Raw genomic sequence first — 22,645 nt, 5'->3', positions numbered from 1 at the left:
GAGAGCCTGTGCAAAGATATTTTGTGAAAAATGATCAAATAACAGAGAATAAAATAGAGATTAGCGGTGAAGATGCCCATCACATATCACGAGTCATGAGGATGAAGCCTGGAGAAAACATTATTTGTTGCTCGGAAGATGGACAAGTAGCCCGCTGTGAAATCCAAGAAATTACTGATGACTTATGTTTCGCCTCTATAGTAGAATGGATAGATGAGAATAAGGAACTGCCTGTATTTGTAACAATTGCACAGGGCTTACCAAAAGGTGATAAATTGGAACTAGTCGTACAAAAAGGAACAGAAATGGGTGCCCATTGTTTTCTGCCTTTTTTTGCATCGCGCTCTATTGTGAAGTGGGATGAAAAAAAGGGGAGAAAAAAGGTTGAACGGCTTGAGAAAATAGCAAAAGAAGCGGCGGAGCAATCCCATCGTACTAAAGTTCCGGAAATAAATGAGCCAGTAAACTTTAAAACTCTTTTAAATGAAAGCAAAAATTACACATATAAAATTGTAGCTTATGAGGAAGACGCAAAGCTTGGTGAAAAGAGCAATCTTTTTTCTGTTTTGTCTAAATTAGCGAGTGGTGATTCCTTATTAGCGGTCATTGGACCGGAAGGTGGTCTAACGGAAGAAGAAGTTTCTGAGTTACGGAACAATGGGTTTATATCTTGTAGTCTTGGTCAAAGAATATTAAGAACAGAAACAGCCCCTCTATATCTACTAGCAGCTGTTTCCTACCATACTGAATTATTGGGGTGATCATATGCCAACAGTGGCTTTCCATACATTAGGATGTAAAGTAAATCATTATGAAACAGAAGGGATCTGGCAGCTATTTCAAGAAGCTGGCTATGAACGTGCAGATTTCGAGAAAATAGCAGATGTTTATATTATTAATACATGTACTGTAACAAATACAGGTGATAAGAAAAGTCGTCAAATTATTAGACGAGCAATCCGCAAAAATCCTGATGCTGTTGTAGCTGTAACAGGATGTTATGCACAAACAGCACCAGCTGAAATTTTAGATATTCCAGGTGTGGATATCGTAATCGGTACACAAGACCGTGTAAAGTTGCTTGAATATGTACGTCAATATGAAAAGAATCGTGAGCCAATCAACGGTGTAGGCAATATCATGAAAGCAAGAGTTTTCGAGGAACTAGATGTTCCAGCGTTTACAGATAGAACTCGGGCATCATTAAAGATTCAAGAAGGGTGCAACAATTTCTGTACTTTCTGTATCATTCCGTGGGCTCGTGGGCTTTTGCGTTCTCGAATGCCAGAAGATGTTGTTAAACAAGCACAGCAATTAGTGGATGCTGGCTATAAAGAAATTGTCTTAACAGGCATCCATACAGGTGGATATGGTGAGGACTTGAAGGATTATAATTTTGCAATGCTTCTTCGCGAATTGGACCAAAAGGTTGTCGGCTTAAAACGTATTCGTATTTCATCTATTGAAGCTAGCCAAATTACGGATGAAGTGATTGACGTTCTTGATAAATCAGAAAAGATTGTCCGCCATTTACACATTCCATTGCAATCTGGATCTGATTCCGTGTTAAAACGGATGCGTCGTAAATATACAACAGAATTCTATGTAGATCGTCTTAATCGTTTGAAAGAAGCACTTCCAGGATTAGCTGTTACTTCAGACGTGATTGTTGGATTCCCTGGCGAAACAGAAGAAGAATTCATGGAAACCTATAATTTAATCCGTGATAATAAATTCTCTGAATTGCATGTATTCCCATATTCTAAACGCACAGGTACTCCTGCCGCACGTATGGAGGACCAAGTGGATGAAGAGATTAAAAATGATAGAGTTCACCGACTAATATCATTATCAGACCAATTAGCAAAAGAATATGCATCTAGCTACGAAGGCGATATCTTAGAGGTAATTCCAGAAGAGCAATTTACAGAAGGACCGGACCGCACCGACCTTTACGTTGGCTATACTGACAACTATTTAAAAGTAGTATTCCCTGGTAAAGAGGATATGATTGGTCAAATCGTAAAAGTAAAAATTACGCAGGTCGGCTACCCGTACAGCGAAGGTGAATTTGTGAGTGTCGTTTCGGACGAGATTGAAGAAAAAGTGAAAATAGGGTAATAATAGAATTAAGAGATGATAACAGCAAGGTAGAATTTTTATCTTGCTGTTTTTAATTGCTGATATGAAAGGATTGGGTTTAATGACTGTTAATATTGCAAAAATGATCGACCATACTGCATTAAAAGCAGATATAACAAAGGAACAAATCGTAAAGCTGTGTGATGAGGCGAAGGAATATGGCTTTTTCTCAGTTTGCGTAAATCCAGCATGGGTCAAAACAGCAACTGAACGACTTAAAGGTTCGGAAGTAAAGGTGTGTACTGTCATCGGGTTTCCATTAGGGGCTTCTACCTCAGAAACAAAAGCATTTGAAACAAAGGATGCAATTGAAAAAGGTGCTACTGAAGTTGATATGGTTATTAATATCGGTGCCCTAAAAGATCAAAATGACGAATTAGTTGAACAAGATATTCGTGCCGTTGTTGAAGCCGCTAGTGGGAAAGCACTAGTTAAGGTAATTATTGAGACAAGTCTCCTTTCACAGGAAGAAAAGGTTCGAGCTTGCAAGCTTGCTGTTAAAGCAGGTGCTGATTATGTTAAGACCTCTACTGGGTTTTCAACAGGCGGTGCAACGGTTGAGGATATTAAGCTTATGCGTGAAACCGCAGGCCCTAACATCGGAGTAAAGGCTTCTGGCGGTGTCCGTGACCGTGAAGGAGCACTTCAAATGATAGAAGCCGGTGCGACAAGAATTGGAGCCAGTGCAGGAATAGTGATCGTAAAAGGCGAGCAATCTGATGCAAACTATTAATTAATGGAAGAACAAAAAATATCTACCATCAAACAGCCTGATGCTTACGTTTGATGGTAGATACCTTGCGTTTATCCTCACGAAACGTCTTTGGTTCCGTGTTTGATGGTAGATACCTTGCATTTATCCTCACGAAACCGTTTTGACCCCACGTTTGATGATAGAAAACTCATGTTTATCCTTACAAAACGACTCCAGCCCAGCGTTTGATAGTAGAAAAATTAATTTTATCCTCACCAAATGGTTTCGGGCTCATAATTAATGGTAGATAACAGGAGGCCGCACTCACCTACGCCTGCTTCCCATGCATCCTCAAAATAAACTTCGCCAACAATCCTGCCAGCGGCAAAGCAATAATCGAAGACAGAACATTGAATATCACACTAACATGGGCAAGCTGTACATCTGGCAGACTAGTTACCATTGCAGCAGCGGCACCCAGGAATTTTATAAAAGGGTAAAATAAAATAACCCCAAAGACGTTTAACCAAATATGTGCATAAGCCGCTAACTTTGACTCAACATTCGCCCCTATACTTGCAATAAAGGCTGTCACACACGTCCCAATGTTAGCGCCGAGAACAATGGCAATTCCTGAAGATAGCGTTACTAAATTTTCGCTCATAAAGCCCATGATGATGCCTGTTGTAGCTGAACTGGATTGAATAACGGCGGTCAATAATGTACCTAATCCAACACCTATTAAATTATTTTCGTTTGATAACTCAATTGATGAGTGAATAACGGGAATCGTTGAAAGAGGCTTTGCTAGTGTTTCAAACCCATTCATCGCTACGAAAAGGCAGCCAAGTCCAAATAATATTGCGCCAATATTAAAAGAAAGCAGTTTTCTGGTAAATAATAAAAGCGCCCCTATCAATAATAAAGGCATGATTGCGTGGTATATTAGATCAATAGTGATAAATTCAGTTGTGATTGTTGTCCCGATATTTGTCCCAAGAATAATGCCGATGGATTGCTTAAATGTTAACAATCCAGCCGCAATAAAGCCGATCGTAATAACCATTACGGCAGAACTGCTTTGCAAAACGGCTGTAATGAGCGTCCCAATAATCATGCCTTTTAATGGTGTGCTCGTCATATTCACCAATACTTGCTTTAGCCTTTTGTGAGAAAGATTATAAAGGCCAATTCTCATAACAGTCATTCCATATAAAAAAATTGCAATAAAAATTGCAAATTGAGTAATAATATTAATCATACCAAGTCACCATCCTCATCACCCATTGTATGGACAGGATGCATGGGACATGACTTTTACTTTTCGACAAAGGTCAAAATTTGCAGACGTAAAACTGTTATAAACATTTGAAATAAATATTAATAGTTGAAAAAGGCACATCCTTATTATATAATGGCAAAAGACATGTCTTTTAAAAAAGTAATAGATTCTTTAAAACATGTCAGGTGTTATTGGTTTTTCGGAGGGAGGGAAATAGTTATGTCAACGACTCGCGTTCGTAAAAATGAATCACTTGAGGATGCTCTTCGTCGATTCAAAAGATCCGTTTCTAAAAATGGAACACTTTCTGAAGCTAGGAAGCGTGAATTTTATGAGAAACCTAGTGTAAGACGTAAGAAAAAATCAGAGGCTGCAAGAAAGCGTAAGTTTTAAGAGAGGGTGTTATTTATGAGTCTTCTTGAGCGTCTTACTGACGATATGAAGCAAGCGATGAGAGATAAAGATAAAGAAAAATTATCTGTTATCCGTATGGTAAAAGCTGCTCTTCAGAACGAAGCAATAAAGCTTGGTCATGACTTATCTGATGAAGAAGAGCTTACTGTTTTAAACCGCGAATTAAAACAGCGTAAAGACTCCCTCCTTGAGTTCGAAAATGCTGGTCGCAGCGACTTAGCTGATAAACTTAAAGCTGAAATTGAAATATTAATGATTTATATGCCTGAACAGCTAACAGAAGAAGAAGTGGAGGAAATCGTCAAACAAACAATTTCTGAAATAAAAGCTTCAACCAAAGCTGAAATGGGCAAGGTTATGGGTGCGATCATGCCAAAAGTAAAAGGCAAAGCTGATGGTACATTAGTAAATCGCCTCGTCCTTAAACATTTGTCATAATACTTTCAAATAAGGGGCTGTATCAAAATTTTATCTGACAACCACAGATGAAATACCATCATTATGGTATGTGGTCGTTGATAAGTTTTGGAACAGTCCCTTTTAATTTTATATCTTTTTATATCTTTGAATTGAAACCTTTTTAGGAACTAATCCGTAATACATACATGAGGACAATTTATAACTTTATTTAGTACTGAATAAAGTTAAAGCTTCCGGCGGATGCCTCAGATTTTTAGAGGTAGTTTTTCGAGCAAGCTCGAAAAAATCTGGGCACAAATACGTCAGGGCGCATTTGATTTTTAGAGGGGAGGTTTATATTTGCGGTCAAAAACCTTTATACAGAAAGCTATAATCATTACTTTTGCTCTATTTACTCTATTCATTCTTCTACCACAAGTATTTCCTGTACAGGCTAAATCTGAAAAGATTGTATATTTTGTACCTGTTGAAAAAACAGTGGAACAGGGACTAGGTGCCTTTCTTAATCGTTCCATCGAAGAGGCGGAGAAAATCGGGGCGAGTCATATTGTGTTTGAATTGAACACTCCTGGTGGTGTAGTCGATGCGGCCTTAGATATTGCGAAGTCTTTGCGAGAGACAGAAATACCAACCACAGCATTCATAAATAAAAGTGCTTTATCTGCAGGTGCTTATCTAGCGCTGAATGCCAATCAAATTGTAATGGTACCTCATTCAACGATGGGGGCAGCAGGAATAATTGATCAACAAGGTAATACTGCCGGTAAAAAAGCTGAGTCTATGTGGTTAGCGGAAATGAAGGCTTCCGCGGAATTAAATAATCGTGATCCGATATATGCACTAGCAATGGCTGATGAAAATGTTGAAATACCTAAATTCGGGGTAAAAAAAGGCGAGTTCTTAACACTAACGGCAGAACAGGCGATAGAGGTTGGCTACGCTGAGAAAATTGTAAGTACAAGAGCAGAGTTGCTCGATTACTTAGGTTTGTCTGGGGCAACCATTCAACAAATGGAAGAAAGCTTTGCAGAAAAGTTAGCTCGTTTTATAACGAACCCGATCGTTGTCCCAATTTTACTTTCTATTGGAAGCCTTGGTTTGGTCATTGAGTTATATAGTCCAGGCTTTGGGGTACCAGGAATAATGGGTTTATCTTCATTGTTGTTATTCTTTTATGGCCATATGATAGCGGGGTTAGCAGGTATGGAATCGATTATATTGGTAATCATTGGTATTATACTTATTGTACTTGAGTTTTTTGTTCCAGGAGGAATTATGGGACTCTTAGGTGTACTTTCTATCATAACAAGTTTATTACTTGCTGCGGAGAATATTAGCCATATGATTTTTTCAATATTAATTGCCATTCTTGTAACTATAATTGCTTCTGTCATTTTATTTAGGCGTTTTGGGTATGAGAAAGGGATCTTTAGGCGAATTATTCTTTTTGATTCAACAAGCAGTGAGCAAGGGTATGTATCTAACCAAAATCGTTTAGATTTGATTGGACTAGAGGGAACCACTGTAACACCGCTTCGTCCGTCTGGTACGGCTGTTTTCAATGATGAACGAGTCGATGTTGTAACAGAAGGTAGTTTTATTAGCAGTAATATAAAAGTGAAAATAATAAAAGTAGAAGGCTCTAGAATTGTTGTTCGAGAAATTAAAAAGGAAGTGGAGGAATAGGATATGATAACACAAGGTACCATTTTTTTATTGTTAATCATTGCACTAATTATTATCGCACTATCAGTATTATTTACCTTTGTTCCTGTTATGCTTTGGATTTCCGCGTTAGCTTCAGGGGTAAGAGTCAGCATCTTTACATTAATTGGAATGAGGTTACGTCGAGTTATTCCAAGCCGTGTGATTAATCCATTGATTAAAGCGGTAAAAGCAGGTCTGAATTTAAGTACAAATCAATTAGAAAGTCACTATCTTGCTGGTGGTAATGTTGACCGGGTTGTTAATGCATTGATTGCAGCCCACCGCGCGAATATTGAACTTACTTTTGAACGTGGGGCTGCCATCGATCTTGCTGGCCGTGATGTATTAGAAGCTGTGCAAATGAGTGTTAATCCTAAGGTTATTGAAACACCATTTATCTCAGGGGTTGCCATGGATGGAATTGAGGTTAAAGCCAAAGCGAGAATTACAGTTCGCGCCAACATTGATCGTTTAGTCGGTGGTGCTGGTGAAGAAACGGTTATTGCTCGTGTTGGCGAAGGTATAGTATCAACAATCGGTAGTCAAACCGATCATAAAAAAGTATTAGAAAATCCTGATATGATTTCACAAACCGTTCTGACAAAAGGACTTGATGCCGGAACAGCGTTCGAAATCTTGTCTATTGATATTGCAGATATTGATATCGGTAAAAATATTGGTGCTGGTTTACAAACAGACCAGGCTGAAGCGGATAAAAAGATTGCTCAAGCCAAGGCTGAAGAGCGCCGTGCAATGGCTGTAGCTCAAGAACAAGAGATGAGGGCGAAAGTCGAAGAAATGAAAGCGAAGGTTGTTGAAGCAGAAGCCCAAGTACCACTTGCTATGGCTGAGGCACTACGATCAGGTAATATTGGTGTTATGGATTATATGAACTTTAGAAATATTGATGCTGATACAGATATGAGAAATTCAATCGGCAAAATTTCTAAAGATGATGAAGAAGGAATGAAATAATGGAGGCGCTTTTTGATCTTATATTCGGAAATCTCGCTTTCATTATCGTGATAATTGGCGGGGTCATCAGCTTTTTGAAACGAGCTAATGAAAACCAAAATAACAACCGCCGAAATCAAAATCGAAATCAAAACAGAAAACAAACTCCGACTCCAATTCAAACCCGAGATGAAAAACGGTATCAACCGGCAAAGGATAAAAGGGTTAAACCTTTTATCCCACAGCTTGATGATTTATTGGGCGAAAGTACAAAACACATAGAGGATCAAAATCAAAAGCAACAACCAACAGTGTATCAAGCTGAAATAAAAAAGCCGGAATTCGAAACCGCTATAATATCCGCCGAAGAAGTGATGCCTGATATCGAAAAAGTAAAGACACGCTTCGAATATGTAAATAAAAATACCGCTGCCCCGAAAGAAATTAGACAGCAAGCGATCAATATGAAAGAAATGAACAGAAAGAAAGTCATTGAAGGTGTGATTTGGGGAGAAATTCTTGGACCACCAAGGGCAAGAAAAAAACATTCATATTCCTATTTAAAAAGAGGTTAAGCATTGTGCTTAACCTCTTTTTTGGTGCTAAAAATCACTGTTTGTTCATAAACATGAAAGGAGAGGGGGGTCTCTTAATGAAAAAGTTTAGACAACAAATTAAAAGATGGATAACACAAAATATGGAACTACCCGCCGATGTAATGATGGATCTCCCAAGGATTACGATGATCGGACAAATTCATATATATATAGAAAATCATCGGGGATTACTTCAGTTTTCGGATACAGAACTGCGCTTGTTGCTAAAGCAAGGTCAGCTATTGATTAAAGGGGAACAATTTGTACTTAGAACAATGCTTCCTGAAGAGATCTTACTCGAAGGTAAAATAGCTCAAGTATTATATTTGGACGAACCCGGAAAATAAGGAAGGAGATCTATGTAATGAAAAATCAATGGACCAGCTATTTTTCAGGCTATGTCAAAATTAAAGTGACCGGCAGACTAATAGAACCTTTTTTAAATAATTGTGTCAGAGCGGATGTATATATTTGGAATTTAAAAAGGCAAGGTACTACATCGGTTACGGGCTATTTGAGATTAGAGGATATACATAAACTCAGAAGGATTATCCGAAAGAGCGGCTGTAGGCTGGAGTTCATCGGTCGCTTAGGTTGGCCTTTTTTAGTAAAGAAAATGATGTCTAATAGCGGGTTTATTATTGGTATTGCCATTGCTTTTATAATTACATTGCTTTTGTCCAATATGATTTGGAATATTGAAATAACAGGGGCAAACCCAAAGATTGAGCATGATATGAGAAAAGAACTTTCATCAATGGGTATAAAACGGGGAAAACTTCATTTTTCCCTTCCAAGTAACGAAGATATCCAGGGTGAACTGATGGAAAGAATGTCTTCGATTACATGGGTAGGAGTTAAATTAAGCGGCACGGCCTATCATTTTGAGGTAGTTGAGAAAAAAGTCGCTGAAGAGCCTGAATTACTTAGCCCAAGGCATCTAGTAGCGAATAAAAAGGCTGTAATTTATGATTATTTTGTCGAACAAGGACAACCTATTATAAAGATCAATGATTTTGTGAAACCCGGTAAAATTCTCGTTTCAGGGATTATTGGCAAGGAAGGGAATACTCAGATTATTCCTGCTAAGGGTAAGGTTTTTGGCGAAATTTGGTACAAGTCTCATATTACTGTGCCTTTAGAAACGGTCTTTAATGTATTTACCGGAGAAAGTATGACAAAGTATTCCCTTGAGGTTTTTAAATTGAATATCCCATTATGGGGATTTAAAAAGATTGAATATAAAACTTATAAGACAGAGAATTTAGATAAACAAGTTCAATTTTTAAGATGGGATTTACCCATCGTATATCGAAAACAAATCATTCGCGAAGAAGAAGAACATATTAGAAAATATGATAAACAATCCGCCATTTTAATTGGGAAAAAGACAGCAAGAAATGATTTAAAGGCAAAACTTGGAGAAGAAGCAGTTATAAAAGGAGAAAATGTTTTGCACCAGACATTAGACAATGGTAAAGTTAAATTAATGATACACTACCAGGTTATAGAAAATATCGCCTCACCACAACCTATAATTCAAGGAGACTAAATAATGCAAGAAAATTTTAAAACGATCAACATACAACTACAGACTTTAAATGAAGCTCTATCTTTATTTGGGACTGAGGATCGGAATTTAAAAATAATGGAAGAAAAGCTTCAGCTTTTTATTGTCACAAGAGGAGAATCAGTAAGCGTATCGGGTGACGCTGAAGCACTTCAGCTTGCAGAAATAGTTCTTATGGCCCTGCTTAAGGTGATTAGGAAAGGAGCGAGCATTTCCGAACGTGATGTAGTGTACGCTATTGATTTGGGTAAAAAAGGAATGCTCGATCAATTTGAAGAATTATACGAGCAAGAAATTACGAAAAATGTGAAGGGTAAATCTATTCGTGTAAAAACATTAGGACAAAGAAAATATATATCTGCGATTAAAGCGAATGACTTAGTTTTTGGAATCGGCCCTGCTGGAACGGGCAAGACATATCTTGCAGTTGTTATGGCTGTTGCAGCACTTAAGAGTGGACTGGTGAAACGGATCATTCTTACAAGACCTGCAGTAGAAGCAGGGGAAAGTCTCGGCTTTTTACCAGGCGATCTTAAAGAAAAGGTAGATCCATATCTGCGCCCTTTATACGATGCTTTGCATGATGTATTAGGCGCAGACCAAGTTGCAAGATTAATTGAAAGAGGCACAATTGAAATTGCGCCGCTCGCTTATATGCGCGGCCGCACACTAGACGATTCCTTTGTCATTTTAGATGAAGCGCAAAATACAACTAAAGAACAAATGAAAATGTTTCTAACTAGACTAGGTTTTGGTTCAAAAATGGTAATTACCGGTGATATTACTCAAGTAGATCTTCCAAATGGAGTTAAATCAGGACTAAGCGTCGTAAGGGATATATTGAAGGATATATCAGGAATTGAATTTGTTTATTTAGAACAATCAGATGTTGTACGGCACCCATTAGTACAGAAAATTATAAATGCATACGAAAACCTAAGATAAGACCCAGAGAGGGCTGTCTCAACGGTGTCTGGCATCCACTCGGCGGATGCCAAAGAACTACATCGTAAGTATGTGGGGTCTGACACCGTTGAGACAGCCCTTTTTTCCATTTGTTTTAGGAGTTGAGGAGAAAGATGAAAAATTTAAAACTTTGGTTTGAAAAAATGCAAAAGAATAGGTTTTTTTCAGCTTTTCTTTTTACCATACTTGCAATTGTTTTATATGGGGCAATGTATTCGAATATTCAACCCGAAAAATTAGATCTCCGTCTTTTTTCTGTTGCTAAAAAGGATATTATTTCACCGATAACCGTGGAGGATATCGAGGCAACTGAGGAAAAAAAGCAAGAGGCAGCCTTGAAGGTGGAAGATCAGTATATTTTAAAAACGGATTACGCTGAAAACCGTGTCGAAATTATTTCGTCCATTTTTGATGCTGTTACCGTTGTTAAAAAAGAAGAATTAGAGAGCGAAATACTTGAAAGTAAATTAACGACACTAAACGAATTGATACCATCAGAGCTTAAAGGGCAGCTTTCAAATACTAATTTGGAAACATTATTAGCGGCTTCACCCTCGCAGCTGGACAGTGCAAAAAATACAGCCATCACATTAATAAAGCAAATTATGACACAGCCGATTAAGGTCGGGGAAGAGGATTTGCAAAAGGAAATCGTTTCAGAGGAAATAAAAAAAGTAAATTTACCTGAAAATTTAAAAACGGTCATGATTATAATTGCTCAATATGCAATCATCCCTAATTACGTTTATGATGTAAAGGGGACTGAAGGTAAAAGACAGGAAGCGATGGATGCAGTAAGCCCTGTAAAGATTAGGGCTGGTCAAGTCCTTGTTAAAGAAGGACAAGTTATCGACCGGGAAATGTATAAACAGCTCGAACTTGTTGGTCTTTTAGATGAAAAAGTAAATCCAAATCTTTTTATTGGACTAGCCATATTTACTTTAACCTTAACAAGTATTATTGCTGTATATCTTCATGGTATTAACCCTAAACAACGAATTATCTATATTTTAATCTTTTTATTAACTATTTTATTAATGAAGGTTATAAGTTTATTCCAACTTGTTTCTGAAATAGGCTATATTTTCCCTGTAGCGATGGCACCGATGCTAATAAAGGTACTTCTTAATGAAAAGCTGGCAGCTATCTCAAGTATCATTTTCGCAATCTGCAGCAGTCTTATTTTTAATGTTGAGATGCTTGGAAAATTTAATTTTTCAATTGGCATTTATTTTTTAATTAGTGGAATTGCAGGTATAATCTTTATTAACGAAAGGCATTACCGTACGAAAATATTAAAAGCCGGATTATATGTTTCTGTTGTTAATATCGTTGTAATAGCAGCCTTGTTTATGATTAGAAATGGTCATTATACAGGGATTGAGATTGGAACCTACTTTTTATTGGCGTTTTTATCCGGTTTTATCTCAGCGGTCTTGACGTTAGGCTTGTTGCCTGTTTTTGAGGCGTGGTTTGGAATACTATCTACAGTCCAATTAATTGAATTATCCAGTCCGAATCATCCGTTGCTACGTAAAATATTACTTGAGACTCCAGGGACCTACCATCACAGTGTCATGGTTGCTAATTTATCCGAAGCAGCATGTGAAGCAATTGGGGCGAATGGGCTTTTGGCAAGAGTGGGGGCTTATTATCATGATATTGGTAAAACAAAGCGACCACATTTCTATATTGAAAACCAGATGAACATGGAAAACCCACACAATAACATTTCGCCGCAACTAAGTACGACGATCATTACGGCACACCCATATGATGGGGCAGATTTGCTCCGGGAACACAATATCCCGAAGGAAATCATTGATATTTGTGAGCAGCATCATGGTACCACATTATTAAAATACTTTTATTTTAAAGCGAAGGAACAATCGGAAAATGTCATCGAGTCAGACTTCCGATATCCAGGACCAAAGGCTCAAACAAAGGAATCGGTCATTGTTGGTATTGCTGATAGTGTCGAAGCTGCTGTTCGGTCAATGCCAAATCCAACTATGCAAAAAGTAGAGAATTTAGTTCGAAAGATATTATCTGATCGAATCCAGGATGGTCAGTTCGATGAATGTGATATCACTTTAAAGGAGCTTGATATCGCTACAAAATCAATGTGTGAAACATTAAAAGGAATATTCCATTCAAGAATTGAGTATCCAGAAAATCCTGATAAGAAACAAGTAAAAAAGGTAGAGGTGTTAGAATGATTATTGATTTTATTGATGACCATAATTATGTCCTAGAGGAGCAGCAAAAAGAAATTGAGAAATTACTGCAATTTGCAGCAGAAAAAGAAGGGATTAACTCCGATGCTGAACTATCTGTTACCTTTGTTAATAATGAAGAAATACAGGAGATTAATCGTACTTACCGGATGAAGGATCAACCAACGGATGTAATTTCTTTTGCGATGGAGGAAATGGGGGAAGGCGAGATTGCCATTACGGGAGAAAATTTGCCTACTATACTAGGTGATATCATTATCTCGATTCCAAGAACGATTGAACAAGCAAACGAATATAATCATAGCTTTATGAGAGAATTAGGGTTTTTAAGTATCCATGGTTTTCTTCACTTATTGGGTTACGACCATATGGAAAAAGAAGATGAACAAATAATGTTTGCTAAACAAAAGGAACTATTAGATGAATATGGGCTCCATCGGTAAAGAACGTAAAAGATTGGCGGCCAGTTTTAAATATGCTACCCAAGGATTATTACATGTTATAAAAAAAGAGCGAAATATGCAGATCCACCTATCGGTTGCCTGTATTGTTGTTTTTTTAGCATATTTTTTCTCGGTTTCTAAAATTGAATGGATCTTGCTCCTTCTGTGTATTGGAATCGTTATTAGTCTGGAATCAGTCAATACAGCAATCGAAAGAACAGTTGATTTATGCACGAAGGACATGAAGCCTTTAGCTAAACAAGCTAAGGACACCGCTGCAGCAGCTGTTTTTGTTTTCGCAATTATATCTGTTATCATAGGATTAATTATTTTTACAATACCATTTTTAAAGTTTTTGAATCTTTTGTAAATTATTCTTTTGTTATTGCTGAAATTTAATAAAAGTTAGTGTAAAATAAAAGTACTTCGAAAGGAAATGAAAATGAAACAAGATATATCAAAAATCGCACTCATAGAAAAAGCAAAAGAAGCAAGAGAGATGGCCTATGTTCCTTATTCAAAATTTAAAGTTGGAGCGGCCCTTTTAACCGAAGAAGATGATGTAATTAAAGGTTGTAACATAGAAAATGCTTCCTACGGATTAACCAATTGCGCAGAACGCACTGCTCTATTTAAAGCTTATTCAGAAGGAATTAAAAAATTTAAGGCACTTGCAGTTGTAGCTGATACGGAACGTCCTGTACCGCCTTGTGGTGCATGCCGTCAAGTAATGGCTGAATTTTGCCCGCCTAATATGCCAGTATATTTAACAAATTTGAAAGGCGATATTTTTGAAACTACTGTTCAGGAATTATTGCCGGGTGCTTTTACTGCGGAGGATATGCATGAGTAATGAAAATTATAAATCAGGATTTGTATCCATTATTGGAAGACCAAATGTAGGAAAATCAACATTTTTAAATAAAGTAATCGGTCAAAAAATAGCAATCATGAGCGATAAGCCGCAAACCACAAGAAATAAAATTCAGGGTGTCTATACAACTGACCATAGTCAAATTATATTTATTGATACACCTGGTATTCATAAACCTAAACATAAGCTTGGCGATTTTATGATGAAAGTTGCCCAGAATACGCTAAATGAAGTTGATTTGATCTTATTTATGATCAATGCGGTGGAAGGTTTTGGAAAAGGCGATCAATTTATTATTGAGCGTTTAAAACAGACCAACCAACCCGTTTTTCTGGTAATTAATAAAATAGATCAGGTCCATCCTGATGAATTAATAACGCTGATCGATCAATACAAAGAAATGTATCCTTTTAAGGAAATTATCCCGATATCAGCCCTTGAAGGAAATAACGTAACGACATTGTTAGAACAAATCGAAAAGTACATGCCGAATGGACCGCAGTATTATCCTGCTGACCAAGTGACAGACCATCCTGAGAGGTTCATCATAACCGAGCTTATACGTGAAAAAGTGCTTCATTTAACACGCGAGGAAATTCCACATTCGATTGCCGTTGTAATGGATTCATTGGAACGTCGCGGGGATGGGAATACGGTATATATTGCGGCAACAATAATTGTTGAGCGGGACTCGCAGAAAGGTATCGTGATCGGCAAGCAAGGGAAGATGTTGAAAGAGGTCGGCCGATTGGCAAGGATTGATATAGAAGCGTTATTAGGTTCCAAAGTCTTTTTAGAATTATGGGTTAAAGTCCAAAAAGATTGGCGGAACAGATTAAATCAACTAAGAGACTTCGGTTTTAGAGAAGATGAATATTGATCGAAAAGCGGAAGCACTCGCTGGGTGCTAGAGCTAGACATTAAATTTACAGAATTTCACTTACATTAAATGTAATCGTTAGGTCAGGCTAATATTAGGGAGTTGTAAAAAAAGCTAGTTTTTATACTGATAAGTTTATGTTTTTGTTGGTTATCAGTATAAGAAGGGACATCGAGGGCCTTTAGGTCATACCTTTAGGTACTCCGCCATCGTGGGCGGCAAGTCGTGTCTTTCTAAAAAATTGAAAAGGTGGGGTTTCTTGTGATAGATTTTACCTGGAAAATCTTTAGTCAAACTGGTAATTTGGAAACGTATCTTCTTATGAAAGAGATTGAACGGGAATATCAAGAAACTACTGATATTAATTTTAACGAGCTAATTCAAACTGATTCTCCTTTATCTTGACCCATGCACCGCTTCTTGAAAGCGAATTTATGAATCAATAAATAGTGGATGGTGTCAAAATTGCTGCGAAAAGTTGAAGGGATTGTCATCCGAACGATTGACTATGGCGAAACAAATAAGATTGTTAACCTGTTTACAAGAGAAATGGGTAAAATAGGTGTTATGGCACGTGGAGCCAAAAAGCCGCAAAGCAGGCTAACGTCCGTTTCACAAATGTTTATTTATGGACATTTTTTAGTGCAAACGGGCACCGGTTTAGGGACTTTACAGCAAGGAGAAATCATTAATTCCTTTAGGGGACTTAGAGAGGATCTGGAAAAGTCGGCCTATTCTGCTTATATCGTTGAACTCACCGATAAATTAACAGAAGAAAAAAAGACAAATCCATTTTTATTCGAACTCCTGTATCAAACTTTAAATTATATAAACGAAGGAATGGACTTGGAAATACTAACTTATATATATGAAATGAAAATGTTAAATATTGCAGGTATTTATCCAAAACTTGATGGATGTGTTCATTGTTCAAAAACGCAAGGAAAATTCGCCTTCTCGATTAGAGAAGGCGGTTTTATATGTCATCGTTGTTTCCATATTGATCCCAATCTGATTCAGATATCACCAGCAACGCTTAAGTTACTTCGTCTTTTTTATTACTTTGATTTGCATCGTCTTGGAAAAATTTCTGTTAAGGACACAACTAAAAAAGAACTAAAAACCGTGATTTCGTCGTTATATGATGAATATTCTGGATTGAATCTTAAATCTAAGCGTTTTCTCACCCAACTTGATCGTTTTAAACCTTGAAAAAGGATATTGTTACATACTATTTATTAAGTTTTTAATTTTAATGAAGCATATTATTACTCAATCACCCAAATTAAGCTATAATAAATATATCAATATTATAATTAAAATATTACCTTTTTCTTTTATATAGTGTTTTTATGATTTAAGGTGGTGAGTACGATAGAACTAAGTAATCGTCAGGAGAAAATTTTGCAAATTGTAAAAGATAACGGTCCAATAACAGGTGAACAAATAGCTGATCAATTAAATTTAACTAGAGCGACACTTAGGCCAGATTTAGCTATTTTGACAATGGCCGGTTATTTAGAAGCGCGTCCGCGTGTAGGCTATTTTTATACTGGAAAAACTGGTTCGCAATTATTGACAGAAAAGGTTAAAAAGTTACAAGTTTACCAATATCAATCCATGCCTGTTGTCGTTGATGAAGGTGTTTCCGTCTATGATGCTATATGTACAATGTTCCTTGAGGATGTTGGTACACTATTTGTAGTTGACAAGAACTCGATGTTAGTTGGTGTGCTTTCCAGAAAGGATTTATTACGTGCAAGTCTTGGAAAAACGAACCTTGAGGCTATTCCTGTGAATATAATAATGACAAGAATGCCGAATATAACTTTCTGTCAAAAAGATGATTTAATAATCGATGTAGCTGAAAAAATCATTGAAAAACAAATCGATGCAGTTCCGGTTGTTAAAATTTCAGGAAAAGGGTACGAAGTTATTGGAAGGTTGACAAAAACCAATATGACAAAGGTACTATTAGAGATAGCAAAAGATGAAATCATCTAATATACACAAACAATAAGTAGATGGAAAGGAATGGAGGAATTTTGGAAAATGCCAATGTTTATGTTGTATCTGATTCGGTTGGGGAAACGGCTGAGCTCGTTGTAAAAGCAGCTGCTAGTCAGTTTTATTCATTTGGAATAAATGTGAAACGAATCCCATATGTTGAAGATACTGGAACGTTAAGTGAAGTGATCTCTTTGGCAAAAGAAAATAATGCTATCATTGCTTTTACATTGGTAGTTCCTAGCATGCGGGATTTCTTAGTTGCTGAGGCAGGGAAAGTTGGTGTTCCTGCTGTCGATATTATCGGTCCAATGGTTAAACAGATGCAGGATAGCTATAATAAGAAGCCTCGAGAAGAGCCGGGACTCGTACGCCAATTGGATGAAGATTACTTTAAAAAGGTCGAAGCAATTGAATTTGCTGTAAAATATGACGACGGTAGGGATCCGCGCGGAATTTTAAGAGCGGATATCGTTCTTCTTGGGGTGTCAAGAACATCAAAGACACCGTTATCACAATATTTAGCATTGAAACGTTTAAGGGTTGCTAACATCCCTATTGTGCCTGAAGTTGAGCCGCCAGAGGAATTATTCCAAATTCCGGCCGAAAAGTGCTTTGCTTTAAAAATAACGCCGGAAAAGTTAAATAATATCCGCAAGGAAAGGTTAAAATCGCTTGGACTTAGTGACACAGCCAGCTATGCTAATTTAGATCGAATTAAAGAGGAACTATCGTACTTTGATAACCTTGTAAAAAAGATCGGTTGTGAAGTAATAGATGTTTCCAACAAGGCCGTAGAAGAAACAGCAAACTTAATATTAAATTTATACGCTAAAAAAATGTCTTAAATCTCAAAATGTCATGCATTCGTACAATATAGCAATCATAATTGCTTATGGAATAATGAATGCTTGATATTCTTGAGATATTTTTTTGATTTATATCTAGAAATTTAAATAACTTTATATTACAATAAAAATTTGTGATTAAATTAAAATTTTTGGTTTATACTTGACAATGAAAGAATAAACTATATTAGAAAGACTAAAGTATAATTCCCAAGCTTTTCGACAAAAATCAAAATTATAAAATAATTAATTTAAAGAAGGAATATATAGAGGGATGTAGAATTAAGAAAGATGGTGAAATACTAGAAAAGATTTTATAAAAAATTTCTAAGAAAAATGTCGAAATTTGAAGGGGATTTTAATAAGGAGATAGAATAAATATTAAAGGTAGAAAATATGGTGATGCTAGATGGGAAATCGTATTCCCGAAGAAACCATTGAAGAAATTAGAAATAAGGTAGACATTGTTGATGTAATTAGTGAATATATCCAATTAAAAAAGCAAGGTCGGAATTATTTCGGTCTATGTCCTTTTCACGGCGAAAAAACGCCTTCTTTTTCTGTTTCCGCAGATAAACAAATATATCATTGTTTTGGTTGTGGGGCAGGAGGTAATGTTTTTTCGTTTCTTATGAATATTGAAAACTGCTCCTTTATGGAGGCTGCAGCAACATTAGCTGAGAAAGTACATATTAATCTTCCTATTCAAAATGAGGTAAGTCCTTTCTCTGAAAAATCCCCTGATTACGCTGAGATGTTTCGGGCCCACGACCTATTACAAAAATTTTACCACCACTTGCTGGTAAATACAAAAGAGGGGACTGTAGCAACCAAATATTTGCAGCAAAGAGGCTTTACAGAGGAAGTTATTAATAGATTTAAAATTGGTTATGCACCTAATACTTGGGATGTTGCCTCAAGATTTTTGGAAAAAAGAGGCTTCAATCTCCATGAGATGGCAAAGGCAGGCCTTATAGTAAGAAAGGATAGTGATGGGACTTATTTTGACCGGTTTCGTGATCGGATAATGTTTCCAATATGGGATAACCAGGGCAGGACTATCGCATTTGGCGGCCGAATACTCTATGAAGGTGAGCCTAAATATTTAAACAGTCCTGAAACGAAAATATTTAATAAAAGTAAAACATTATACGGATTACATCTTGCACGTCCGGAAATCCGCAAAAAGCAGCAGGTGATCCTTTTTGAAGGATATGTTGATGTCATAGCTGCACATCGTGCGGGGGTAGAAAACGGAGTTGCTTCATTAGGCACCTCGTTAACAGATGAACAAGCGAATATCATACGGAGAAATGCCGAAAACGTGACGATTTGCTACGATTCAGATAGTGCAGGGATCAATGCAGCTTATCGTGCGGCGAGCGTTTTAACGAATGCCGGTTGTACTGTTAGAGTGTCAAAAATGCCTGAGGGTTTTGATCCAGATGACTATATTCGAACATATGGATACGAAAGTTTTCAAAATAATGTAATTGGAACAAGCCTAACACTAATGGCATTTAAAATAGAGTTTTTACGAAGAGGTAAAAATCTACAAGATGAAGGAGAACTTGTTGCTTATATTGAAGAGGTACTAAAAGAAATAAGTTTACTTCCTAAAGCGGTAGAAAGGGACCGATATTTAAGAGCTCTATCAGAAGAGTTTTCGATTTCATTGGATGCATTAAAAAGCGAACAATATCAAATATATAGAAAATTGAGAAAAAACAAGGATATTTCAGCTTTTAATCGAAATAATAATAACAACTACACAAAGAAAATAGTGGCGAAAAAAAAGCTTTTACCGGCCTATTATAATGCGGAACGTATTTTATTGGCCCATATGCTGAGAAGTGAAGATATTACTATAAAAGTAAAAGAACAAGTAGGCTGTTCTTTTAACATAGATGTTCACAATGCTATAGCTCTATTTGTTTATGGCTATTTTGAAGAAGGAAATGCTCCTGATGTTGGTGCCATTCTTCAAAGAATTGAGGACGAACAACTTAGGAGAATTGTATCTGAACTTGCTATGTTAAATATTAATATAAATATTTCCGATGAGGAACTATCAGATTACATTAAACAGGTGTTGAATTATCCAAAATGGTTAAAAATAAAAGATATCGAAACAGAGAAGTTAGAGGCATTAAAACAACAGGATATTATTACAGCAGCACAGCTTGCAAAGAAAATCATCGAGCTGAAGAAGAATTTGAAATAAGTTGGAATTACTGGAAGGAGGGGAACTGATGGCTGAAAAAGGGGCTCGTTCTAAAGATATAGAGACAGAAATCACACTTGACCAAGCGAAGGAGCAGGTCATTCAACAAGGGAAAAAAAGAGGAGTAATCACTTATGATGAAATAGCTGAGCGATTGTCAGCTTTTGAGCTTGATTCAGACCAGATGGACGAATTTTATGAATACCTAGGTGAAAAAGGTATTGATATAATCGGGCAGTCAGACGAGGATGAGGATGAGAATGACGAGGATGATCCAAGCTTTAATCAACTTGAGAAAGAAGAAGAGTTTGATTTAAATGACCTCTCCGTTCCGCCAGGAATAAAGATTAATGACCCTGTTCGGATGTACTTAAAAGAGATTGGCCGTGTAGACTTATTGTCAGCAGATGAAGAAATTCAACTGGCAGAACGTATTGAAAAAGGGGACGAGGAAGCAAAACGCCGCCTTGCTGAAGCAAACCTAAGATTAGTAGTAAGTATTGCGAAAAGATATGTCGGCCGAGGTATGTTATTCCTAGACCTAATTCAAGAAGGAAATATGGGTCTAATTAAAGCTGTTGAGAAATTCGATTACCGAAAAGGGTTTAAGTTTAGTACGTATGCAACATGGTGGATTCGCCAGGCTATTACACGTGCGATTGCCGACCAAGCAAGAACGATTCGTATCCCTGTTCATATGGTCGAGACGATCAATAAGCTTATTCGGGTCCAAAGGCAATTATTGCAGGATTTAGGTCGTGAACCATCACCTGAAGAAATTGGGGAGGAAATGGATCTGACACCTGAAAAGGTTCGAGAAATCCTTAAAATCGCACAAGAGCCTGTATCATTGGAAACACCGATTGGTGAAGAGGATGACTCGCATTTAGGTGATTTTATTGAGGATCAAGAAGCGACTTCTCCATCAGATGCAGCTGCCTATGAACTTCTAAAAGAACAGCTTGAGGACGTCCTAGACACGTTAACTGATCGTGAAGAAAATGTATTACGCCTTCGCTTTGGATTAGATGACGGAAGAACACGGACGCTTGAAGAGGTTGGTAAAGTATTTGGCGTTACCCGTGAACGAATTCGTCAAATTGAAGCAAAAGCCTTACGTAAGCTTCGTCATCCAAGCCGAAGTAAACGGCTTAAAGATTTTCTAGAATAATGCACTTATGATAGTTTACTTCATGTATAATGAAGTAAACTATTTTTTGTCTTGAGGTGGCCAAGCATGGATGATGCAAGAAAAAATATTGTTCTTAGAGAAATAAAGTACTGGAAAGAACACCGCTTACTACCGGAACAATATTGTGACTTTCTAATAACTTTATATACAGAAGGTTCAGAAACAGGACAAGAAGTAACTGAAAAAAAATCATTTTCATTAAAGGACTTCATATTTCAATTAATCAATATTTTAATTATATCATTACTCATTTTGACGTTTATTGTAATATATTTTACTGAACTATCTATTGATTTGCAAATAGGCCTAATTACTGTCTTTGTTGGTATGTGCTTTAGTGGTGCTGTTTTCTTTTATAAGAAGAACCATTCAGTTTTTTTTCATATTGCCCTAATTACTGGTATATTGATTCTATTTTTAGGTTCAGTAAACACCATTTCAACTATCTTTTTGGGCGCACAAATCGGGTTGATATTGATGATCTTACTTAATTGCTTATTTTGGGTGTTCCTTGGTTTCAGGCTAAAATTAAAATATTTAACAATATCAGGAATTGCCGGCGCCCTTCTTTTGATTACATATACTTTTATCTTGTAAAAATCAGAAATTTCAGCAAAATAACCTTATTTTAGTATAAAAATAGATTTTTTTTCGTGAAACTTAACAGAACCCCTTTCACTAAACAGTTATTTAAAGTAAAATATAAAGTGTTGTAATAGAATAGGTAAACAAAAGGACTACATACATAAGGAGGAAATGAAATGAAAAATCCATTAATGCCATTAGCATCCATTGCTATTCTTGGTATCATTTTAATGGTCGTTGTTTCTTATTGGGGATTAAACAATGCTGACAAAATGTTAGCAGCTCAAGAAGAAAAAGGACAAGCTACTGAACAAGCAGCACCAGCAGCAGACGATCCAGAAGGAATGGTAAAAGCAAGCTGTGCTTCATGTCATGGTCAAAACTTAGAAGGTGGAGTTGGACCTGCATTAGCTGACGTTGGAAGCAGACTTTCAGCTGAAGAGATTGCAAATATCATTAATAATGGAAAAAATGCTATGCCTGCAGGAATGGTAGACCCTGCAAAAGCTGAGGTAATTGCTGCATGGTTGGCAGAACAAAAATAGTTAGTAACTAATAGAATTCAAAAGCTTTCTACTAAAGGTAGAAAGCTTTTTGTGCGACGGGCAGT

At 36.8% G+C, this 22,645-nt stretch carries 25 protein-coding genes; 24 read left to right on the top strand and 1 reads right to left on the bottom strand.

Translation table 11 applies throughout. The annotated features are described in order from the left end of the window. Positions 1-8: 8 nt before the first annotated feature. From P9E47_RS07600 to deoC, 3 genes are all read left to right on the top strand, one after another. On the top strand, positions 9-761 hold the full coding sequence (locus P9E47_RS07600; protein ID WP_326163027.1) for a 16S rRNA (uracil(1498)-N(3))-methyltransferase: 753 nt from the start codon (positions 9-11) through the stop codon (positions 759-761). Between the two features lie 4 nt (positions 762-765). Next, the gene (gene mtaB / locus P9E47_RS07595) at positions 766-2,121 is read left to right on the top strand and encodes a tRNA (N(6)-L-threonylcarbamoyladenosine(37)-C(2))-methylthiotransferase MtaB (protein WP_326163025.1); all 1,356 of its coding nucleotides are present in this window, start codon (positions 766-768) and stop codon (positions 2,119-2,121) included. A gap of 82 nt (positions 2,122-2,203) precedes the next feature. Continuing rightward, positions 2,204-2,875, top strand: coding sequence for a deoxyribose-phosphate aldolase (gene deoC, locus P9E47_RS07590; RefSeq protein ID WP_326163154.1), 672 nt, complete (start codon positions 2,204-2,206; stop codon positions 2,873-2,875). A 289-nt stretch (positions 2,876-3,164) separates the two neighbouring features. Here deoC and P9E47_RS07585 read toward each other — a convergent pair whose 3' ends face one another. Then, positions 3,165-4,097: a Na/Pi symporter gene (locus P9E47_RS07585; RefSeq protein WP_003332313.1), complete on the bottom strand. Its 933-nt coding sequence runs from the start codon at positions 4,095-4,097 to the stop codon at positions 3,165-3,167. Between the two features lie 240 nt (positions 4,098-4,337). On the opposite strand from P9E47_RS07585, the gene rpsU reads away from it, so the two are divergent. The 21 genes from rpsU to cccA all read left to right on the top strand — a co-directional run bounded on the left by rpsU (position 4,338) and on the right by cccA (position 22,580). Further along, positions 4,338-4,511: a 30S ribosomal protein S21 gene (gene rpsU, locus P9E47_RS07580; RefSeq protein WP_003332314.1), complete on the top strand. Its 174-nt coding sequence runs from the start codon at positions 4,338-4,340 to the stop codon at positions 4,509-4,511. Positions 4,512-4,526: 15 nt separating this feature from the next. Further along, a complete protein-coding gene (locus P9E47_RS07575) occupies positions 4,527-4,970 on the top strand; it encodes a GatB/YqeY domain-containing protein (RefSeq protein ID WP_003332315.1) in 444 nt (147 codons plus the stop codon). A 321-nt stretch (positions 4,971-5,291) separates the two neighbouring features. After that, positions 5,292-6,638, top strand: coding sequence for an NfeD family protein (locus tag P9E47_RS07570; protein ID WP_003332316.1), 1,347 nt, complete (start codon positions 5,292-5,294; stop codon positions 6,636-6,638). A gap of 3 nt (positions 6,639-6,641) precedes the next feature. Continuing rightward, complete coding sequence (gene floA, locus P9E47_RS07565) at positions 6,642-7,634, top strand: flotillin-like protein FloA (RefSeq protein WP_003332318.1); 993 nt, start codon at positions 6,642-6,644, stop codon at positions 7,632-7,634. After that, the gene (locus tag P9E47_RS07560) at positions 7,634-8,188 is read left to right on the top strand and encodes a hypothetical protein (protein WP_003332319.1); all 555 of its coding nucleotides are present in this window, start codon (positions 7,634-7,636) and stop codon (positions 8,186-8,188) included. The genes floA and P9E47_RS07560 overlap by 1 nt, the downstream gene beginning before the upstream one ends. Before the next feature lie 77 nt (positions 8,189-8,265). After that, on the top strand, positions 8,266-8,556 hold the full coding sequence (yqfC, locus tag P9E47_RS07555) for a sporulation protein YqfC (RefSeq protein ID WP_003332320.1): 291 nt from the start codon (positions 8,266-8,268) through the stop codon (positions 8,554-8,556). A 17-nt stretch (positions 8,557-8,573) separates the two neighbouring features. Next, positions 8,574-9,761: a sporulation protein YqfD gene (gene yqfD / locus P9E47_RS07550; protein ID WP_326163024.1), complete on the top strand. Its 1,188-nt coding sequence runs from the start codon at positions 8,574-8,576 to the stop codon at positions 9,759-9,761. Between the two features lie 3 nt (positions 9,762-9,764). After that, positions 9,765-10,724, top strand: coding sequence for a PhoH family protein (locus P9E47_RS07545; protein WP_003332322.1), 960 nt, complete (start codon positions 9,765-9,767; stop codon positions 10,722-10,724). A 134-nt stretch (positions 10,725-10,858) separates the two neighbouring features. Beyond that, on the top strand, positions 10,859-12,964 hold the full coding sequence (locus P9E47_RS07540) for an HD family phosphohydrolase (RefSeq protein WP_003332323.1): 2,106 nt from the start codon (positions 10,859-10,861) through the stop codon (positions 12,962-12,964). Then, positions 12,961-13,425: an rRNA maturation RNase YbeY gene (gene ybeY, locus P9E47_RS07535; protein WP_003332324.1), complete on the top strand. Its 465-nt coding sequence runs from the start codon at positions 12,961-12,963 to the stop codon at positions 13,423-13,425. Before P9E47_RS07540 ends, ybeY begins: the two co-directional genes overlap by 4 nt. After that, positions 13,403-13,795 (top strand): diacylglycerol kinase family protein, encoded by a 393-nt coding sequence (locus P9E47_RS07530; RefSeq protein ID WP_003332326.1) that lies wholly within the window; start codon positions 13,403-13,405, stop codon positions 13,793-13,795. Before ybeY ends, P9E47_RS07530 begins: the two co-directional genes overlap by 23 nt. A gap of 72 nt (positions 13,796-13,867) precedes the next feature. Continuing rightward, positions 13,868-14,278: a cytidine deaminase gene (locus P9E47_RS07525; RefSeq protein WP_407697174.1), complete on the top strand. Its 411-nt coding sequence runs from the start codon at positions 13,868-13,870 to the stop codon at positions 14,276-14,278. Beyond that, positions 14,271-15,179, top strand: coding sequence for a GTPase Era (gene era / locus P9E47_RS07520; protein ID WP_003332328.1), 909 nt, complete (start codon positions 14,271-14,273; stop codon positions 15,177-15,179). Before P9E47_RS07525 ends, era begins: the two co-directional genes overlap by 8 nt. Positions 15,180-15,500: 321 nt before the next feature. Then, a complete protein-coding gene (locus P9E47_RS22920) occupies positions 15,501-15,584 on the top strand; it encodes a hypothetical protein (RefSeq protein ID WP_407697176.1) in 84 nt (27 codons plus the stop codon). Between the two features lie 60 nt (positions 15,585-15,644). After that, the gene (gene recO / locus P9E47_RS07510) at positions 15,645-16,391 is read left to right on the top strand and encodes a DNA repair protein RecO (protein ID WP_326163023.1); all 747 of its coding nucleotides are present in this window, start codon (positions 15,645-15,647) and stop codon (positions 16,389-16,391) included. Between the two features lie 150 nt (positions 16,392-16,541). Beyond that, the gene (locus P9E47_RS07505; protein WP_081585723.1) at positions 16,542-17,183 is read left to right on the top strand and encodes a helix-turn-helix transcriptional regulator; all 642 of its coding nucleotides are present in this window, start codon (positions 16,542-16,544) and stop codon (positions 17,181-17,183) included. 41 nt (positions 17,184-17,224) lie between these two features. Then, the gene (locus tag P9E47_RS07500; RefSeq protein WP_003332332.1) at positions 17,225-18,034 is read left to right on the top strand and encodes a pyruvate, water dikinase regulatory protein; all 810 of its coding nucleotides are present in this window, start codon (positions 17,225-17,227) and stop codon (positions 18,032-18,034) included. A 409-nt stretch (positions 18,035-18,443) separates the two neighbouring features. Continuing rightward, positions 18,444-20,258 carry a DNA primase gene (gene dnaG / locus P9E47_RS07495; RefSeq protein ID WP_326163022.1) on the top strand — a complete coding sequence of 605 codons (1,815 nt, stop codon included), beginning with the start codon at positions 18,444-18,446 and terminating at the stop codon, positions 20,256-20,258. 28 nt (positions 20,259-20,286) lie between these two features. After that, on the top strand, positions 20,287-21,429 hold the full coding sequence (rpoD, locus tag P9E47_RS07490) for an RNA polymerase sigma factor RpoD (RefSeq protein ID WP_003332334.1): 1,143 nt from the start codon (positions 20,287-20,289) through the stop codon (positions 21,427-21,429). Between the two features lie 66 nt (positions 21,430-21,495). Next, positions 21,496-22,047 (top strand): hypothetical protein, encoded by a 552-nt coding sequence (locus tag P9E47_RS07485; protein ID WP_003332335.1) that lies wholly within the window; start codon positions 21,496-21,498, stop codon positions 22,045-22,047. A 164-nt stretch (positions 22,048-22,211) separates the two neighbouring features. After that, complete coding sequence (gene cccA, locus P9E47_RS07480; RefSeq protein WP_003332337.1) at positions 22,212-22,580, top strand: cytochrome c550; 369 nt, start codon at positions 22,212-22,214, stop codon at positions 22,578-22,580. Positions 22,581-22,645: the final 65 nt, after the last annotated feature.

Origin of the sequence: Schinkia azotoformans, assembly GCF_035811335.1 — a bacterium.
Lineage (GTDB): Bacteria > Bacillota > Bacilli > Bacillales > Bacillaceae_J > Schinkia > Schinkia azotoformans.
Note: the sequence above shows the minus strand (reverse complement) of the source record. Positions and strands in the feature narration are given on the sequence as shown.

Excerpts from the sequence above, each read along its gene's own strand:
- mtaB (WP_326163025.1), top strand. The coding sequence starts at position 766 with ATGCCAACAGTGGCTTTCCATACATTAGGATGTAAAGTAAATCATTAT.
- deoC (WP_326163154.1), top strand. The coding sequence starts at position 2,204 with ATGACTGTTAATATTGCAAAAATGATCGACCATACTGCATTAAAAGCA.
- P9E47_RS07585 (WP_003332313.1), bottom strand. The coding sequence starts at position 4,097 with ATGATTAATATTATTACTCAATTTGCAATTTTTATTGCAATTTTTTTA.
- rpsU (WP_003332314.1), top strand. The coding sequence starts at position 4,338 with ATGTCAACGACTCGCGTTCGTAAAAATGAATCACTTGAGGATGCTCTT.
- P9E47_RS07575 (WP_003332315.1), top strand. The coding sequence starts at position 4,527 with ATGAGTCTTCTTGAGCGTCTTACTGACGATATGAAGCAAGCGATGAGA.
- floA (WP_003332318.1), top strand. The coding sequence starts at position 6,642 with ATGATAACACAAGGTACCATTTTTTTATTGTTAATCATTGCACTAATT.
- P9E47_RS07560 (WP_003332319.1), top strand. The coding sequence starts at position 7,634 with ATGGAGGCGCTTTTTGATCTTATATTCGGAAATCTCGCTTTCATTATC.
- yqfC (WP_003332320.1), top strand. The coding sequence starts at position 8,266 with ATGAAAAAGTTTAGACAACAAATTAAAAGATGGATAACACAAAATATG.
- yqfD (WP_326163024.1), top strand. The coding sequence starts at position 8,574 with ATGAAAAATCAATGGACCAGCTATTTTTCAGGCTATGTCAAAATTAAA.
- P9E47_RS07545 (WP_003332322.1), top strand. The coding sequence starts at position 9,765 with ATGCAAGAAAATTTTAAAACGATCAACATACAACTACAGACTTTAAAT.
- P9E47_RS07540 (WP_003332323.1), top strand. The coding sequence starts at position 10,859 with ATGAAAAATTTAAAACTTTGGTTTGAAAAAATGCAAAAGAATAGGTTT.
- ybeY (WP_003332324.1), top strand. The coding sequence starts at position 12,961 with ATGATTATTGATTTTATTGATGACCATAATTATGTCCTAGAGGAGCAG.
- P9E47_RS07530 (WP_003332326.1), top strand. The coding sequence starts at position 13,403 with ATGAATATGGGCTCCATCGGTAAAGAACGTAAAAGATTGGCGGCCAGT.
- P9E47_RS07525 (WP_407697174.1), top strand. The coding sequence starts at position 13,868 with ATGAAACAAGATATATCAAAAATCGCACTCATAGAAAAAGCAAAAGAA.
- era (WP_003332328.1), top strand. The coding sequence starts at position 14,271 with ATGAGTAATGAAAATTATAAATCAGGATTTGTATCCATTATTGGAAGA.
- P9E47_RS22920 (WP_407697176.1), top strand. The coding sequence starts at position 15,501 with ATGAAAGAGATTGAACGGGAATATCAAGAAACTACTGATATTAATTTT.
- dnaG (WP_326163022.1), top strand. The coding sequence starts at position 18,444 with ATGGGAAATCGTATTCCCGAAGAAACCATTGAAGAAATTAGAAATAAG.
- rpoD (WP_003332334.1), top strand. The coding sequence starts at position 20,287 with ATGGCTGAAAAAGGGGCTCGTTCTAAAGATATAGAGACAGAAATCACA.
- P9E47_RS07485 (WP_003332335.1), top strand. The coding sequence starts at position 21,496 with ATGGATGATGCAAGAAAAAATATTGTTCTTAGAGAAATAAAGTACTGG.
- cccA (WP_003332337.1), top strand. The coding sequence starts at position 22,212 with ATGAAAAATCCATTAATGCCATTAGCATCCATTGCTATTCTTGGTATC.